Origin of the sequence: Eisenbergiella porci, from assembly GCF_009696275.1 — a bacterium.
Lineage (GTDB): Bacteria > Bacillota > Clostridia > Lachnospirales > Lachnospiraceae > Eisenbergiella > Eisenbergiella porci.
On record NZ_VUMI01000020.1, the window covers coordinates 20,928 to 38,863 of the forward strand.

Here is a 17,936-nt window from a genome sequence, read left to right on the forward strand (position 1 = left end):
AAATCAGTTATCCGTTTTTTCCATCAGAACTGCTTCAGGAAACGGACGTCATTCTCATAAAGCAGACGCATATCGTCAATTTCATACTTCAGAAGCGCAATACGCTCCAGGCCTACGCCGAATGCAAAACCGGAATATTCCTTGGGATCAATTCCGCTCATCTGCAATACGCGGGGATGCACCATACCGCAGCCGAGGATTTCAATCCAGCCGGAGCCTTTGCAGAAACGGCAGCCCTTGCCGCCGCACTTAAAGCAGGTCACATCCACTTCGGCGCTGGGCTCTGTGAACGGGAAATGATGGGGACGGAATTTTACCTTCGTCTCCTCTCCGAACAGCTCCCTGGCAAACTCAGCAAGCGTTCCCTTCAGATCGGCAAACGTAATATTCTTATCAATTACAAGTCCTTCAATCTGATGGAAGGAAGGAGAATGGGTCGCGTCCACCTCATCGGAACGGAACACACGTCCCGGAGCGATCATGCGGATGGGCAGCTTCCCTTTTTCCATTTCACGCACCTGTACCGGAGAGGTCTGGGTACGCAGCACGATATCCTCTGAAATATAGAAGGTATCCTGCTCATCCCTGGTGGGATGGTTCCTGGGGATATTCAGGGCTTCGAAATTATAATAGTCGTTTTCCACTTCAGGGCCTTCCACTACCTCATAGCCCATTCCCACGAAGATTCTTTCCACCTCTTCCAGGGCAATGGTGTTGGGATGACGGTGGCCCACCTGGTTTTTCCTGGCCGGAAGGGTAACGTCAATGACTTCTTCCTTCATTTTGGCTTCCCTGATGGCGGATTCCATTTTCTTCTTCGTTTCTTCCAGCATGGCTTCGATTTCAGTCCTGGTATCGTTCACCATCTGTCCGATTTTCGGCCGCTCCTCGGCTGCCACGTTCTTCATACCCTTCAGAACCTCAGTAAGAGCGCCCTTTTTACCCAGAGCGTTTACCCTTACCTCGTTCAGCTTATCAAGGGTTCCGGCAGCTTCCACCTGCTTTCTGACCTCTTCCTTGATCTGTTCCAATCTGTCTTTCATAATAACCTCCTGCTGCCGGCGCGTAAATCCTGACACCGGCATATTTTTTTCCATGTGAAAAATGTTGACAGCTTTTCAGCACGCTTCAGCCTGCGGTCCGGCCTCCGGCCGTCCTGCAGCCGCCGCGGCTCGCTGTGCCTGACACCCCCCGGGAAATTTTGGACACAAAAAAATCCCCGGCAAAAATCCAGGGACGAAATAATTTCCGCGGTACCACCCACATTCCTGCTTCACATCCGGCGCTTAACGCCCTGTGCACCGCAGGCTCTCATTCCGGCGTAACGTGCCGCCACGTTCCCTCCTAAGCCTGAAGGCCTTCAAAAGGACAGCTCCGGCGTGAAATTCAAGCTGCATCTGAACCCAAGGAAGCTCCCAGCCGACGACTCCCTCTCTCTGTGGGAAAATACAACTCTTTGTGCGCCATCATCGCATTTTTGATTCATGAATATGTCTGTAACCTATTCTATTGCCTGTTTTCAGAAAAGTCAATATAATTTTTCTGTACTTTTGCATATATACATTTATTTTCCATCATGATATGATTTTAATGCCAAGTTTTTATTACATCTACATACTTCCGATACCGGAGCCGGCGCTGAAAGGAAACGATACGTGTGCCTTCCCGCCATCGGAAGAACCATAGCAGTCTGGAATGCGGGCTGTTACGAACAGTCAAGAAAACCAATACTAAGGAGAACATCATGGGTGGATTTTTTGGAGTAGCATCAAAGGAAGACTGTGTCTTCGATCTTTTTTTCGGCACAGACTATCATTCCCATCTGGGAACAAGACGGGCCGGTATGGCCGTATACGACCGGGAACGCGGTTTTGATCGTTCCATCCACAATATCGAAAATGCCCCCTTCCGCACCAAATTTGACAAAGAAGTCACGGAAATGAAAGGGAATCTGGGAATCGGCAGTATATCAGACTATGAACCCCAGCCGCTGATCGTCCGTTCCCATCACGGTACGTATTCCATCGCAACCGTGGGCAAAATCAACAATACGGAAGAAATTCTGACGAAGCTTCTCTTTTCATCGCACATTCATTTTCTGGAAATGAGCGGCGGCACCATCAATGCCACCGAGCTTGTTGCAACTATCATCAACCAAAAGGAAAACATCATCGAAGGCCTCCAGTATGCCCAGGATCTCATCGACGGTTCCATGACCATCCTGCTTATGACCCCCAAGGGCATTTATGTCGCGCGTGACAAAATGGGCCGTACTCCCGTAGCCATCGGCAAGAAAGAAAATGCTTACTGCATCTCCTTTGAAAGCTTTGCTTATCTCAACCTGGGCTACGTCAGCGAACGCGAACTGGGACCCGGAGAAATCGTGGTTGTCACCCCGGAAGGCATGCGCACCCTGGTAGCGCCGGGCAAGGATATGAAAATCTGTACCTTCCTCTGGGTTTACTATGGCTACCCTTCCTCCTCCTACGAAGGAATCAGCGTGGAAAAAATGCGCTATAACTGCGGCGCGTCCATGGCCAAAAGAGACGATGCGTCACCTGATATCGTAGCGGGCGTACCGGACTCCGGAACCGCGCATGCCATCGGTTATTCCAATACCTCCGGCATCCCCTTCTCCCGGCCCTTTATTAAATACACCCCTACCTGGCCCCGTTCCTTCATGCCTACCATACAGAGCCAGAGGAACCTGATTGCCAAAATGAAGCTGATTCCCGTCCGCGATCTGATACAGAACCGCAGCATGCTTCTCATCGACGATTCCATCGTCCGCGGCACACAGCTGAGAGAAACAACGGAATTCCTGTACCAAAGCGGCGCAAAAGAGGTACACATCCGCCCCGCCTGCCCTCCTCTCCTCTATGCCTGCAAATACCTCAACTTCTCCCGATCCACCTCAGAAATGGATCTCATTACGAGAAGGGTCATCAAAGAAATGGAGGGCGACAATAAATACGTAAACCTGGACGCCTACTCCAATCCTGAGACCCCTGAATTCCAAGCCATGGTATCCCGCATCGGAGAGCAGCTCAACTTTACCTCCCTGCGCTACAACCGTCTGGACGATATGATCGACTCCGTGGGAATCGACCGCAGCAAATTATGCACCTACTGCTGGGACGGAAAAGAATAATGTTTCTCACCCAGGCCACAAAATGCCAGAATCCGGCCGTCCCCCCCTCCCAAAGGAGGAAGGGACGGCTGGATTCTTTTATCCTGTCACGCCTCTGACCACCTCATCCAGCACCTGGAAATAATTCTCAAAGGTTTTTCTGCAGCACCCGGGATCTGCAATTGCAATCCCTTCGGCTCTCAGCCCAGGCAAGGAAAATCCCATAGCCATCCGATGATCATCATAGGTTTCCACAACTCCCGGCACAGGCCTGCCGGGCCATATTCTCAGGCTGTCCTCCCCCTGCTCACAGCGGATTCCCAGCCGCGCCAGCTCCGTGGAAATCGCTTCCATACGGTTGCTTTCCTGATACCGGATATGCCCGATGCCTGTTATGGTGACAGGCGCATCTGCAAACGGCGCTATAGCCGCAAGGGTTATGGCCTGGTCGGAGCAGGCATGCATATCCGCTTCCACGCCCCGCAGCCTTCCGTTTTCCGGTCCCTTCAATGCGATTCCCTCTGCCGTCTCGTGCAGGCTGCAGCCCATCCGTTCCAGAATCCGCAGGAACTGCACATCTCCCTGCAGCGAGCCAAAATGTACGCCGGGCACCAGCACCTCGATCCCCAGGATTGCCGCCATCCCGTAAAAATAGCAGGCCGCCGAGACATCAGGCTCTATTGCATACTCCTGATGCCGATAGCTCTGCCCTGCTTCCATATGGAAACAATCCCTGCCTCTTTTCTCCGCTTTTACCCCGAACTGCTCCATCATCCGAAGCGTCATATCTATGTAGGCCATACCATGGGTTCCTTCCACACGGATATCCAGGCTCCGTTCTGCGCAGCAGGCCGCAATCAGCAGCGCGCTCAAAAACTGGCTGCTGTGCTCAATATTGACCGCAATATCCTGCCTCCCGTTATTTCCCGGATACAGGGTGAACGGAAAATGTCCCTCCTGCCCCTGATATTCCACACGGGTCCCCAGCTCCTGAAGCGACTGGAGCAGCGGAAGCATGGGACGCCGCTTCATCTGCTCCGAAGAATCCAAATGCCAGGCTCCCTTCTTCAGCCCAAGCAAGGCCGTGAGGAAACGCGCCGCCGTTCCCGCGCTTCCCACATAAAGGGAGGCTTCCCGCACTGGCAGCCTCCCTCCCAGACCTTCCACCCGCACCTCAGCCCTTTTTTCATCCGCCTCTATTTCAAACTCCAAATCCGCGATGCACTGCTGCAGATACCGGGAATCATCGCTGAACAGAGCGCCCGTAAGCGTACATGGCCCATCGGCCAGCATTGCCAGCAGCAGCGCCCGGTTAGTGATGCTCTTTGAACCCGGCACCCTGACGGACACCGTGCCCCTGCCGTCCATTTTTCCATAGATATACGGTACATGATAGATATTTTTATCCATGACTGCTTCCCTCCATATATGGTAACGGTTCAGAAGCCTGAACCGTTACAGCATCCGGCCAATAAAAACGCCGCGCGTGTGGCCGGATGCCTGTTGCCACCACGTTTTCTCACGGACTGCGCAGTAAATGCACAGTCCTGTCAGCACTGTTACCATAGATGGTTACTGTTCACTCATTACTGTGCATTTACTGCACAGTACGTAAGAAAGTGATTCAAGAGTGCATAAACCCCATCGCCGCAGGCGATTTTTAATGGATTTATGCAGTTACTGGTCACGGAGTGAACAGTAACCATAGATGAACTACGGCTGAATGTTCAGACAAATCATTTCTTGAATTTCACACAATAACATGTTACGATACTATCTGTTATGAGTCAAATGCAATCTAAAATAAAATTCATGTTAAAGAGGTTAAACAGATGATAAAAGAACTTTTTTCTGAAAATAAGCAGATTCTTTCCTTTGAGGTTTTTCCGCCCAAAAAGGAAGAGGAATTTGCCAATGCGTTTCTGGTGCTGGATTCCCTTGCCGGGCTGCAGCCTGACTTTATCAGCGTTACCTACGGGGCCGGCGGCAGCAAGTCGAAGAAAACCGTGGAAATCGCTTCCTATATCCAGAATAACCTGAAAATCAATGCCCTGGCACATATGACCTGTGTGGGCTCCGGGAAAGAAGACATTGATGCGGTAACAGCACAGCTGAAGGAAGCCAATGTGAACCATGTCCTGGCCCTGCGCGGCGACAGACCGCCCTATATGTGCGATGAACAGTTTAACAGCCGGCATTTCCCCCATGCTTCGGATCTGACAGGTTATCTGAACAGCTCCACAGATTTCCACATTGCAGGCGCCTGTTACCCGGAAAAGCATTATGAAGCAAAGGATCTGGACAGCGATCTTCTCCATCTGAAGAAAAAATGTGACGCGGGGGCCGAATTTCTGATTACACAGCTCTTTTTCGACAACCATGTGTATTATGAATTTCTGGACAAAGCGCGCAGTACGGGCATAAACCTCCCCATCTGCGCCGGTATCATGCCCATCACCTCGGCCAAACAATTGGGAACCACGGTTTCCCTTTCCGGCTCCTCCGTCCCCAAGAAGCTGGCGGATCTCATCGCCACCTACGGAGACGATCCGGCGGAAATGAGGAAAGCCGGCATCGATTACGCCATAGAACAGATTCTTGATCTGAAGATCCATCATGTGGACGGCATCCATATTTATACTATGAACAAGCCGAAGGTTGCCCGGGAGATCGTTTCCGCAATCAGATAACCAGACAGGCATTCCTGCCGCCGAATACAGCAGAGGCCGCGTTTTGCCGCGGCCTCCAGTGTCATTCATCATTATTGGTAACTGTTCAGTTTCCTCACAGTTACCAATATTTTTATTTATCAATTCATTTTACTTATTTAAGTATAAACTCAGCCTGCATATCGTAGCTGCTGTCCGAGGCGATCATCACCTGGAATTTTCCCGGTTCCGAACAGTACTCCATGTTTTTCCCATAAAACCGAAGCATTTCTTCGGTAATGGTAAATTTAACCCGCTTAGTCTCTCCTGCATCCAGCGCTACCTTCTGTACGCCCTTCAGTTCCTTCACCGGACGGACCACGCTGCCCGCCACATCACGGAGATACATCTGTACTGTCTCAATACCGGCCCGGCTACCCGTATTGGTAATGTCCGCCTGCACCGTAATCGTCTCACCCTTTTTCATGATATGGCTGCTTAAGGTCACAGGGCCATATTCCGCCTTATGATAGGAAAGGCCGTAACCATACGGGTACAGCGGTGTGTTTTCACAGTCCGTATAGCGGGAGAAGAAACGGTTCGGGGTAATACCGTCGTAGGGACGTCCCGTGTTGAAGTGGTTATAGTACAGCGGCATCTGTCCCACACAGCGGGGCATGCTCATGGAGAGCCTGCCGCAGGGGCTTTCTTTTCCCAGCAGTACATCGGCTATTGCATGGCCTCCTTCAGTTCCCGGGAACCATACCTCCAGCAGCGCATCGGAGAGCTTACTCACCTCCTCTAATACCAGCGGGCGGCCTCCGAAAAGGACTACTACCACCTTTGCTGCTTTTTCCCGCACTTTTTTCAGAAGCGCAAGCTGATCCCCCGGAAGGGTAAGGCTGGTCCGGCTTCCGCCTTCGCCGCCCTGCAGCACCGCTTCTCCCAGCGCAAGGACCGCCACATCCGCCTGTGCGGCAAGCTCTGCGGCTTTTTCCATTTCCGCCTGCCGTTTTTCGTCACTCCAGCCTTCCATACCATACTGCTTCTGCATCGCAGGCAGATCATGGTAATCCTTTTCCAGTATGGTTTCGCAGCCCGGAGCGCTCATCACATTTTCAGCTCCCACAGCCTCTTCCAGTGCGGTCTTCAGGGTTACCACTGCGCTTTTAGTTCCATGGATTGCCCAGAAGCCAAGGGCATCCTGGTTGTCCGCATAGGGACCGATCAAAGCGATTTTAGCGCCGGCTGCCAGAGGAAGCGTTTCTTCCCTGTTTTCCAGAAGTACCATGCTCTTCACGGCAGCTTCCTTTGCCAGCCTGCGGTTTTCCTTACTCAAGAACAGCCCGGCTTCCTTCTCTTCATCTGCTCCCCTGTAGGGGTCTTCGAACAGTCCCAGCTTGTTTTTCAGCTTCAGGATACGCATTACGGCTTTATCAAGCTGTTTTTCATCAATTCTGCCCTCCTGAATCAGTTCCTCCAGATAGTTAGCATAGCAGCCTGTACACATATCGATATCCACGCCGGCTTCCATGGCCAGACGCGCCGCTTCCTTCTGATCCTCCGCGGCGCCGTGGATTACCAGCTCGGCTATGGCAGCATAATCGGTGATGACAACACCATCGAAGCCCCACTCCTTCCGGAGCACATCATCCATCAGCCACTTGTTTCCCGTGGAAGGGATGCCGTCCACCGTGTTGAAGGAGGTCATGATCATCTCACAGCCCGCATCCACACCGGCCTTATAGGAGGGCAGATACTCCTGGCGCAGCCTGCGCTCGGATATATCCACCGTATTGTAATCTCTTCCGCCTTCGGGAGCGCCGTAAGCTGCAAAATGCTTGATGCACGACGCCATGCCTTTCGGCTCCTTTGCCCCGTCACTCATTCCCTTCTGGAAGCCTTCCACCATGGCCTTTGCATAAAGGCTGTTCATATAAGGATCCTCTCCGGTGGATTCCAGGCATCTTCCCCATCTGGCATCCCGCACAAGATCCACCATGGGCGAAAAAGTAACGTGCGCCCCTGCTGCCACGCTTTCCTGGGAGGTCACTTCACACAGCCTTTCCAGGAGCTCCGGCTCAAAGGTACAGCCAAGCGCCAGCGGTATGGGAAATACCGTACGGAATCCATAAATGATGTCCGCCATGAACAAAAGAGGAATTTTGTGTCTGCTCCTCTCCAGATATGCCTTCTGTACTTCTTTGATTCTTTTTGCGCCCACCACATTCAGCGTGGATCCTGCATTACGGATGATTTCTTCACTGAGGCCAAGATCCTCACGGACCCCCAGCTCCTGTCCCTCCGCATTCAGAACCTCTCCCGGCACCTGCACCAGCTGCCCGATTTTTTCTGTCAGGCTTAAGGAGCCCAACAATTCCTGAAGCTGCTTCTCCTGCATATTTCTTTCAATCCCCTTCTCTTTTTTTATTTAGTTATTTATGTATGTATTTCAGGCATTTCCGCGCAGTATACCCGGAAATGCCTGCTAATAGCTGACGAATGCCTGTGACAGCTATGACCACATCGTATCGTCTGAAATTTCTATTTTCTTATCACGCAGCATCAGATCATTGACCGCCTGGGCTGCTGCTTTTCCATGAAAAAGCACCTCATTGACCTGTTCGATGATGGGAAGCTGTACCTCGTATTTCTCAGCCAGCGTCATGGCCGCCTTGGCGGAATAAACACCCTCCACCACCATCTTTACCTCGTCCATGGCTTCCTCCATGGTATATCCCTTACCGATAAGTATTCCGGCACGGCGGTTTCTGGAATGCATGCTGGCGCAGGTTACAATCAGGTCGCCAATGCCGGACAATCCGCAGAAGGTTTCAAAATGGCCGCCCATCTTAATGCCGAGACGTGCAATTTCCGTAATTCCCCGGGTGATCAGGGCCGCTTTTGTGTTGTCACCATAGCCTAAGCCATCCGCAATGCCTGCTGCCAGCGCCACCACATTTTTCAGGGCCGCGCCGATTTCGATGCCCAGCACGTCCGGGCTGGCATATACACGGAATACCTCATTCATAAAAATATTCTGGATGTACTCCGCTGTTTCCTTATGCTTTGCGCCTGCCACAATAACGGTGGGAAGGCCTTTTCCCACTTCCTCCGCATGGGAAGGGCCGGAAAGGACGGCGACCTCTGCCTGAGGAACCTCCTCTTCGATGATCTGGGAAAGCGTCATCAGCGTATTTTCTTCGATTCCCTTTGCAACATTCACGATGATTTGGCCGTCCTCTACAACATCCTTAAGCCGGGCGGCGGTGCTTCTTGTAAACGGGGAAGGCACAGCCAGCACCAGCAGATCCCTTCCTTCCACCGCTGCCTTTAAATCCGTGGTAAACCGGGTATCCTCCGAAAGGATAACCCCCGGAAGCTTGCTTTTCTGCTCCCTGTCCTTTTTCAGCATTTCGATTTCCGCATCCAGTGCAGACCATACGGTCACATGATGCCCGTTATTTGTAAGAAGCCAGGTAAGCGCTGTTCCCCAGCTGCCTGCTCCGATCATTCCTATTTCCGCCATGTTTACTTCCCTTCTGTCTGTTTTACAGACCTTTGCCCGGAGCATGTTTGAAAATTCATTTCTGCCATCAGCACGCCCCTGCGCTTATTTTACCAGTGCCCCTGCTTTTATATACGTTCTGCCCAGTATATGCGCAGAACTGGCCGGACAGCTACACCGCTTCTTTATTTTTCTTAAACAGATAGGTTTTTCTTTCATTTCCATGAAGAAGCCGTTTAATATTTTCACGATGCTTCCAGTAAGCCATTATGGTCAGGAAAGCTCCGATTATGTAAAGTTCCGTCAGGGCCGCCTGGCCCATTCCGAAAACCCCCAGCTGTCCCAGGACCACCAGTTCAATCATGAAACCGGCATAAACCAGCAGCGATCCAAGGGATACATAGTGGGTCGTCAGGAAGGCGCCGAAGAAAAGCACCACGCCCATGGGGATAAAATAAGGATGAAAGGACAGAATCAGGCCGGCTGTGGCCGCAATCCCCTTACCTCCCTTAAAATGAAGATAAAAGGGAAAGTTATGGCCCAGAATCGCGCCCGCCCCGGCATAAAGCATATACAGATATTTCATGTCGGGATGGCCGGCTGCAAACAAAAGCCTCGCAAGCAATACCGCCAGTATACACTTGAGCACATCGCCGGCAAAAACAATCAGGCCGGCTTTGGTGCCCAGCACGCGGAGCGCATTGGTGGTTCCTGCGTTCCCGCTTCCGTAATTCCGGATATCAATGCCATGCATTTTGCCATAGATAAATGAAGTCTGGAACAGGCCGCATACATAGCCAATCAAAAGACAAACGATACGTATCATTTTACTTCGACTCCTTCCGTTCCCTGATGATAAACTTCAGGGGGGTGCCTCTGAATCCAAAGGCTTCCCTAATTTTATTTTCTATATAACGAGTATAGGAAAAGTGCATCAGTTCCTTATCGTTCACAAAAATAACAAACGTAGGCGGTTTCACCGCTGCCTGGGTAATATAATAAAGACGCAGTCTCTTGCCCTTGTCCGACGGGGGCTGCTGCATGGCCACCGCCTCTGCCATGATTTCATTCAGTACGCCTGTCGCCACGCGCATGGCATGGTTTTCAATCACCGCATCTATGGTTTCAAAAAGCTTGGGCAGACGCTGTCCTGTCTTTGCGGAGATAAAAAGCATTTCCGCATAAGGCATGTAAGAAAGCGTATTTTTAATCTTTTCCGAGAAACGGTAAATGGTTTTGTCATCCTTCTCAATGGCATCCCATTTGTTGACGGCTATGATCATTCCCTTGCCGCGTTCATGGGCAATCCCGGCGATTTTGGCATCCTGCTCGGTAACGCCCTCCTGGGCATCAATCACAAGAACCACCACATCGGCGCGCTCTACGGCGCTGACCGTACGGACAATCATGTAGCGCTCCAGCTCTTCTTTTATCTTATTTTTACGGCGCAGTCCTGCGGTATCAATAAAAATATATTCTTTTCCGTTATGGACCACCTCCGTATCAATCGCATCCCTCGTGGTTCCGGCGATATCGGAAACGATTACACGGTTCTCTCCGATCAGCCTGTTAATAATAGAAGATTTCCCCACATTGGGTTTTCCTACAATTGCGATTCTCGGCCGGTCGTCTTCCTCCTCAGCCTCCGTCTTTTCCTCAAAATGGCTGATTACCTCATCCAGCAGATCCCCCAGTCCCATGCGGTTGGCGGCAGAAATCGGGTGAGGATCCCCGATTCCCAGATTGTAAAATTCATACACGTCCGGCATGAACTTATCAAAATCATCCACCTTGTTAACCACCAGCACCACCGGCTTATGGGAGCGTCTGAGCATATCCGCCACCTTGGAATCCGAATCCACAAGGCCCTGCTTCACATCCACCATAAAAAGGATCACATCCGCGGTATCAATGGCAATCTGCGCCTGCTCCCGCATCTGTGATAAAATAATATCGCTGCTGTCCGGCTCGATACCGCCTGTATCAATCAGGGTAAAAGCCCGGTCCAGCCAGGTTACATCCGCATAAATACGATCTCTTGTAATGCCCGGCGTATCCTTTACAATGGAAATCATCTCTCCCGCCAGCGCGTTAAAGAGGGTGGATTTACCCACATTCGGCCTTCCCACCACCGCAACGATTGATTTTCTGTTTGTATTGCTCATATATTTACCATCCATTCTGCCGCCTGTCGTCAGCGGCTTTTCACAGTTTCCTTATAAATGCGTCCACAAAATCATATCCGCTTGATTTTACAATATCTGTCTTCACTTGTAAAGCCCCAGCCAGGTCTTCCACCGTGATATCATCCAGCAGGACGCGCTCCCCGCTCCGTAAAATGTTCTCGGGAAGATACAGGATTTCTCCCAAATCCCTGCCCTTCAGCTGGGCTATGATATCCTGTCCGGTGAGAAGCCCGGTCACGGTAATCCGTTCTCCGAAGAAATCGTTTCTTATGGGGAATATCTGTATTTTCACCTCCGGGAACCGCTCCATCAGCCGATCCGCCATCCGGCGGATATAGGGATAGGCAATCTGGCCCGTTACAGAAGAATAGGTGCCCTTCAGTATTCTGTTTTCCAGGGCTTCCGGCTCCTCCAGCCGGGCGAGCGCATCCTCATACTCCTCCAGCATCAGCCTTATCATACCCACGCCGTTTTCCAGCTGCATATATCCGTCATAGCTTTCCTCCCTGGGCAGCTCCTCCCCTGCCAGGATATACCACTCGTCGCTGGCATGGACAAAATGAAGCCCGTATTCGGGGTATAGCTTTTCCTGCCAGCGGTGAATCTGCTCCAGCATCCGCCTGGCATCCTCCCTCGTAAAAGGTTCCAGCGGCTCCAGGCCCTCCCGGAATCTGGACAGCCCCACCGGCACAACGGACACACTCTGCAGATGAGGGAGGTACTTTGTCAGATCCCGGATAGAACGTTCCAGTTCCTCTCCGTCATTAAAACCCTTGCAAAGCACTATCTGGCCGTTCATCTGTATGCCGGCCTCATAAAATCTGTCCACCTTTTTCAGCGACTCTCCCGCGAACCGGTTATGAAGCATCCGGCAGCGCAATTCCGGATTGGTCGTCTGGAAGGAAATATTGATAGGGGACAGGTGATACTTGATAATCCTGTCCACATCCTTCTCCGACATGTTGGTGAGGGTCACATAATTTCCCTGCAGAAAAGAAAGCCGGGAATCATCGTCTTTAAAGTACAGCGTTTCCCGCATCCCCTTCGGCATCTGGTCAATAAAACAGAAAATACATTTATTGGTACAGGAGCGGTAATCATCCATCAGACCATTGTCAAAGGTCACTCCCAAATCTTCTTCATAATCCTTGTCTATTTCCAGCAGCCATTCTTCACCGGAGGGCTTCGCAATCAGCACCTCCACATATTCCTCTTCAATCATATATTGGTAGTCAAAAATATCCTCCACCGTCTCTCCATTGATTTCCAGCAGCCTGTCTCCCGGCTCAATTCCCATTTCCTCAGCGATTCCGCCTTCTTCCACAGCCTGGATCAAATGGCCTTTTTCCTTCATGAATTCTTTCTCCTTTTCCTGCGGGCATCCGTTTTTCTTATTTCAGCACAACGTCAGTATCCTGCGACCCTTTCATAACAGTCCGGTTGTCCAAGCTGTCATGCCCTTTCCTTATTCTACTAGAATTTTCTTGACGTGTCACTAGCATAATGTTATAAAATAAGTAATGTTGCCAGATCTAAAAAAGAGAAAACGTCTGCCCAGGCAGACAGACAGGAGAACCATATGCCAAACGTACGAGAACTGGAAAACGCCCTTCCGGTAGCGCCTCTTAAGGTGCTTGCCATGGAATCCGCCGAAACCATCGGAAGACGCGTCAACAATTATCTTGTTGAATTCCGGAAAAATATGAAAAATACAAAACACGACGATCCCGCTTTCCAGGGGTATATTGAAAACAGTTATCTTGTGGATGCTTCCAGCCCCCGCTTCGGAAGCGGAGAAGGAAAAGGAATCATCAGGGAATCCGTCCGCGGAAAGGATCTTTTCATCATTGTTGACGTATGTAACCATAGTCTGACCTATTCCATTAACGGTTATACGAACCACAAATCTCCCGATGATAATTACCAGGACCTGAAGCGCATGATAGCCTCCGCCGCAGGAAAGGCGCATCGAATCAATGTGGTTATGCCCTTCCTTTATGAAGGCCGCCAGCACAAGAGGACAAGCAGAGAATCCCTTGACTGTGCATATATGCTCACGGAGCTGGCAAATATGGGCGTGAATAATTTTATCACCTTTGATGCCCATGATCCAAGGGTGCAGAATGCAACCCCGCTCAACGGTTTTGACAATTTTACGCCGCCTTATCAGTTCATGCGGGCGCTGCTGGATACGGAGGATGATCTGATCATCGATCAGGATCATACTATCGTTATCAGCCCCGATGAAGGCGCCCTTGACCGCGCCGTATATTTCGGCAATGTACTCGGCGTCAATACCGGCATGTTCTACAAACGCCGCGATTATTCCACCATTGTAAACGGCAAGAACCCCATCGTCGCCCATGAATTCCTGGGAGACAGCGTTGACGGAAAGGACGTTATCATTATTGACGATATGATTTCCTCCGGAGAAAGCATGCTGGATACCTCCAGACAGCTGAAGGAAATGAATGCAAAGCGTGTTTTCATCTGCTGTACCTTCGGACTGTTCACCAATGGCCTTGAGGCCTTCGACAAAGCCTATGAAAACTGCTGGTTCGACCGGGTAATCACTACCAACCTCACCTACCAGCCGCCTGAGCTTTACACCAGGCCATATTATACCGAGGCCGATATGAGCAAGTTCCTGGCATCCATCATTGATTTTATGAATCATGACATCTCCATGTCCCACGTTATGACTCCTACGGAAAAAATCAATGAAATCCTGGCCAGATACAATAACAGGGAAGAATACCATATCTGATCTGCCATATCGGGTGGCTTAAGGAAAAGATATAAGGAAAATTGCTGAAGGCTTAACAGAAAAGAATCGCATAAGAAGCATTACAGAAGTGGTTTATAAAAAAATTCCCCGCAGGCCGCGGGGAATTTTTTACTGCTGTTCTTCCAGACAAGGGAAGGTAATTATCACCTTGAACAAATCTCCATCCAGATAAATGTCGAACTTTCCGTTCTGAAGCTCCGTCAGGTTCCTGGCGATGGACAGTCCCAGGCCGCTTCCCTCCGTGCTCCGGGAAACATCCCCGCGGATAAAACGTTCTGTCAGTTCATCCGCACTGATATTCAGGGACTGTGCTGAAATATTTTTCATGGAAAAAGAGGCCAGCTTCTGTCCGTCGGTTTCTTTCACCGCCAGATCCAGATAAACTCTGGTTCCCTCCAGGGCGTATTTATATACGTTTCCGAACAGGTTTTCTACTACGCGCCAGATCCGCCTGCTGTCTGCCTCAATATAGACCGGTTTTTCCGGCATGTTTGCGATTAAATCCAGGCACTTTTCATTCATCTTTTCCGAAAATTCACCCACAGTCTGATTGATCAGCTCTACAAAGTTGAGTCTCTCCATCTGCAGTGAGATGTTGCCGGAGGATATTTTAGAAGCTTCCACCAGATCGTCCGTCAGCTGTTTCAGTCTCTGTGATTTGCTGTCCAGTACCTCAATGTAGCCCTTTATTTTTTCATCCTGGATATTCTCTCTTTTCAGGAGATTGACGAAATTAATAATGGAGGTAAGGGGGGTCTTAATATCATGTGACACATTGGTAATCAGGTCCGCCTTCAGCCTTTCATCCTTCATGCTGGTGGCCACAGCCTCCTGAATCCCGTCGCCGATACTGTTGACCGCTTCCGCCAGCGCCCTGTTTTCCCCATGCATCTTGCTGTCATCTATTTTGAAGCCGAAATCTCCGCTTCCGATAGTCTGCGTGCCTTCCACAATTTTCTGCAGATCCTTTCTTTCCATATACAAAAGGGCCGCCACAAAAATATCCACGATTCCCGCAAACAGTATTCCCACCGTGCCCAGAATTCCCATAAACAGGTTGAAGGCGGCAATGATAAGGAAGGGAATCAGGATTCTGCTCACAATATGGCTGTTGTCATACAGACGCAGGACAATGCGCTTTAACAGCCTGCCCAGCTGCCACAGCAAAGAATCCCTCCAGAAGGTATGCACCTTCAGACGGCGCACCAGCCCCAGATAGAAGGAGGTGCTAATCCAGTCCAGCAGGAAGGCTGCCGCAACGGCCGCCGCCGTAAGCATGAACGGACTGATGCCTTCCCCTGCGAGCGTATAGGAAAAAGCAATATCATAGGCCGCGCCGCACAGTACGCAGAAGCCTGCAGTCACGGAAGCAGCCAGGACAAGGAAAATCTCGGTGGGAAAATGATCTCCCTTTTTCAGGGCAACCACATAGCCGTCCTCGTTTTCCTCTTCTTTTCTTCCTTCATATACGGTAAGGACGCCCAAAAGCCAAAGGGACAGGATCATTGCCAGCGCGCCAAGGGCCACCGTCTGCCAGTAATAAGGCATAAAGCTGACAAAAGCCGCCCTGGCCTTCGCCAGGCTGTCATTTACTTCATAGGAAGTATCCACGCCGATCCAGACTCTGGAATTTTCTCCGAAGGCATATTCGTAAGAACCCAGTATTTCCCGCATTTCCTCCGTGGTCATCTGGGTATTGGTCTTAATCTCCACCCGATCAGGATTATAATACAGATAACGTCCGTAGGCGCTGAATTCATCCGTTATCTGCTTCTCGCTTTTATTGGTATAGCTCTGGGACAGATTGGTAAAATAACGGATTTCTCCATCCACTACCATCTGATAGCAGTAACGGACATTCGTCTTGTCTTCTCCGTAAAACTTCTTAAAGCTGCTGTATTCCGTAAAATTGTGATAGAGCTGGTTGCAGGCCTCCACCAGATTATTCCGCAGCATCATATATTCTTCCATATCTGAGGCATAATCAGCCAAATCCATTCCCGATGCGGAATAATATCTGGGGACGAGAATATCCAGGGCCAATACATCTTCCGTGTTTACGGTCATTTCTCCCTTTTCCGAGGCTCTTTCCATATAGCTTTCCAGACTGTCCGGAAGCTCCATTATCATCCGCATGCTCAGGGAGTCCGTTCCCTTATCCGCAACCTGTGTGGAATATTTGATGGCCTGCCTGGTAAGCTCTGACTGCAGTGCATAGTCCCCCATGGTAAGATCACTGGGAATTTCCATTTCCGTCTCGCTTTTCCCCAGACCGAAATAGATGGCAAAATCACTTTCTGTTCCATAAACCGTTTCATAACTGAATCCGTAGTTTCCCCATTTAATCAGATCGTCCAGGTAATATTCTGCGGTCACTTCTTCTTCCGATACCATGCTCGTCCTGTTCACATATGCGGTGATATCGATCTGTTTCTTTCCATCATAGACGCCGTCCGTTTCCAGCTGGCTTTTGATGACGGACATTCTGGTAATATCCTGGGCATCCTTACGCAGGATATCATCAAAAACCTCCGAATCCTCAAACATTTCCTTCTGGGCAAAGGGAGAAATAAAGTAGCGGCTCTTTCCATTGGTGCCTTCCACCGTAATGAAGGAGTTGGAAATAATTGCGATTACACTTCCGATCGCCGCCGCCGTCAATACTCTTTTTGTAAACAGGATCAACGTACGTTTTCCTCTTCCCATCACATTCTTTTTCTTCATAATTCTTCCTCCCGCCCTGCTGTACTTTTCCCGGCCTTTACTGCTTTTCGATTTTATAGCCCACTCCCCATACCACCTTCAGATAACGGGGCTCCTTGGGGTTGATTTCAATTTTTTCACGGATATGCCTGATATGGACGGCCACTGTGTTATCGGCGCCGATAGCCTCTTCCTCCCAGATGCTTTCATATATCTGATCAATGGAAAACACACGGCCCTGGTTCTTCACCAGAAGAAGGAGGATATTATATTCGATGGGGGTCAGCTTAACCGGTTCGTCATCCACCGTCACTTCCTTGGTTTCGTCATTGATCACAAGCCCTCCCGCACGGAAAATTGCATTGTTTTCCGCATTCAGGTTTCCCAGCTGGGTATACCTGCGCAGATGGGACTTCACTCTTGCCACCAGCTCCAGCGGATTGAAGGGCTTGGTCACATAATCATCGGCTCCGATATTCAGGCCCAGGATCTTATCCGCATCCTCGGATTTGGCAGAAAGGATAATAATCGGGATGCTGCTGTATTCCCTGATTTTCAGGGTGGCATGGATGCCGTCCAGCCTGGGCATCATCACATCCATGATAAGCAGGTGCACCTCATTGTTCTTCAGGGCACGGATGGCCTGTTCCCCGTCATATGCCTTTATAACATGGTAGCCCTCCTGAGCCAGGTAAATCTCTATCGCTTCCACAATTTCTCTATCATCGTCGCATACAAGAATATTTGTCATCTTCTGTCGCTCCTTCCGCAGACCGTGCTTTATCATTCCCTGCCGGACAGGCCTGCCTTTTTGCATCAGTATACCACAAACTGCGGCCGACTTGTAGCCTTTTCGGCATGTTACGGCGGCCCCGCCCATGCAATATATGGTAAGAGCCGCCGCGTGTGTGATGCAGATCTGTGATGTTTGTGTATTTATTTAAACATATAGTTATTAATATAGAAAAAGGAA

At 50.2% G+C, this 17,936-nt stretch carries 12 protein-coding genes and 1 other annotated feature; of the genes, 3 read left to right on the plus strand and 9 right to left on the minus strand.

Annotated elements, in window-relative coordinates:
- Nucleotides 1-23: 23 nt before the first annotated feature.
- A complete protein-coding gene (gene pheS / locus FYJ45_RS13320; RefSeq protein WP_025490170.1) occupies nt 24-1,043 on the minus strand; it encodes a phenylalanine--tRNA ligase subunit alpha in 1,020 nt (339 codons plus the stop codon).
- Between the two features lie 186 nt (nt 1,044-1,229).
- Nucleotides 1,230-1,479, minus strand: a binding site (T-box leader).
- Between the two features lie 265 nt (nt 1,480-1,744).
- Between pheS and FYJ45_RS13325 the strand changes: the two genes are divergently transcribed.
- Nucleotides 1,745-3,151, plus strand: a complete 1,407-nt coding sequence (locus tag FYJ45_RS13325) for an amidophosphoribosyltransferase (protein WP_117545140.1) — start codon at nt 1,745-1,747, stop codon at nt 3,149-3,151.
- Between the two features lie 78 nt (nt 3,152-3,229).
- On the opposite strand, the gene aroA is transcribed toward FYJ45_RS13325, so the two are convergent.
- Nucleotides 3,230-4,540, minus strand: coding sequence for a 3-phosphoshikimate 1-carboxyvinyltransferase (gene aroA, locus FYJ45_RS13330; protein ID WP_154464982.1), 1,311 nt, complete (start codon nt 4,538-4,540; stop codon nt 3,230-3,232).
- A gap of 422 nt (nt 4,541-4,962) precedes the next feature.
- Here aroA and metF point away from each other — a divergent pair, with 422 nt between their 5' ends.
- On the plus strand, nt 4,963-5,820 hold the full coding sequence (gene metF / locus FYJ45_RS13335; protein ID WP_154464983.1) for a methylenetetrahydrofolate reductase [NAD(P)H]: 858 nt from the start codon (nt 4,963-4,965) through the stop codon (nt 5,818-5,820).
- 133 nt (nt 5,821-5,953) lie between these two features.
- On the opposite strand, the gene bglX is transcribed toward metF, so the two are convergent.
- The 5 genes from bglX to FYJ45_RS13360 all read right to left on the minus strand — a co-directional run bounded on the left by bglX (nt 5,954) and on the right by FYJ45_RS13360 (nt 12,826).
- Nucleotides 5,954-8,179, minus strand: coding sequence for a beta-glucosidase BglX (gene bglX, locus FYJ45_RS13340; protein ID WP_154464984.1), 2,226 nt, complete (start codon nt 8,177-8,179; stop codon nt 5,954-5,956).
- A 114-nt stretch (nt 8,180-8,293) separates the two neighbouring features.
- A complete protein-coding gene (locus FYJ45_RS13345) occupies nt 8,294-9,307 on the minus strand; it encodes an NAD(P)H-dependent glycerol-3-phosphate dehydrogenase (RefSeq protein ID WP_154464985.1) in 1,014 nt (337 codons plus the stop codon).
- Between the two features lie 151 nt (nt 9,308-9,458).
- Nucleotides 9,459-10,112 carry a glycerol-3-phosphate 1-O-acyltransferase PlsY gene (plsY, locus tag FYJ45_RS13350; protein ID WP_021640132.1) on the minus strand — a complete coding sequence of 218 codons (654 nt, stop codon included), beginning with the start codon at nt 10,110-10,112 and terminating at the stop codon, nt 9,459-9,461.
- Between the two features lies 1 nt (nt 10,113).
- Nucleotides 10,114-11,466, minus strand: coding sequence for a ribosome biogenesis GTPase Der (gene der, locus FYJ45_RS13355; protein ID WP_021640133.1), 1,353 nt, complete (start codon nt 11,464-11,466; stop codon nt 10,114-10,116).
- 25 nt (nt 11,467-11,491) lie between these two features.
- Nucleotides 11,492-12,826 (minus strand): DUF512 domain-containing protein, encoded by a 1,335-nt coding sequence (locus FYJ45_RS13360; RefSeq protein ID WP_154464987.1) that lies wholly within the window; start codon nt 12,824-12,826, stop codon nt 11,492-11,494.
- Between the two features lie 225 nt (nt 12,827-13,051).
- Here FYJ45_RS13360 and FYJ45_RS13365 point away from each other — a divergent pair, with 225 nt between their 5' ends.
- Nucleotides 13,052-14,239: a ribose-phosphate pyrophosphokinase gene (locus FYJ45_RS13365; RefSeq protein WP_154464989.1), complete on the plus strand. Its 1,188-nt coding sequence runs from the start codon at nt 13,052-13,054 to the stop codon at nt 14,237-14,239.
- A gap of 129 nt (nt 14,240-14,368) precedes the next feature.
- Here the strand turns inward: FYJ45_RS13365 and FYJ45_RS13370 are convergent, their stop codons facing one another.
- Both FYJ45_RS13370 and FYJ45_RS13375 read right to left on the minus strand, forming a co-directional pair.
- The gene (locus FYJ45_RS13370) at nt 14,369-16,984 is read right to left on the minus strand and encodes a sensor histidine kinase (protein ID WP_154464991.1); all 2,616 of its coding nucleotides are present in this window, start codon (nt 16,982-16,984) and stop codon (nt 14,369-14,371) included.
- A 37-nt stretch (nt 16,985-17,021) separates the two neighbouring features.
- Nucleotides 17,022-17,714 carry a response regulator transcription factor gene (locus FYJ45_RS13375; RefSeq protein WP_035324314.1) on the minus strand — a complete coding sequence of 231 codons (693 nt, stop codon included), beginning with the start codon at nt 17,712-17,714 and terminating at the stop codon, nt 17,022-17,024.
- Nucleotides 17,715-17,936: the final 222 nt, after the last annotated feature.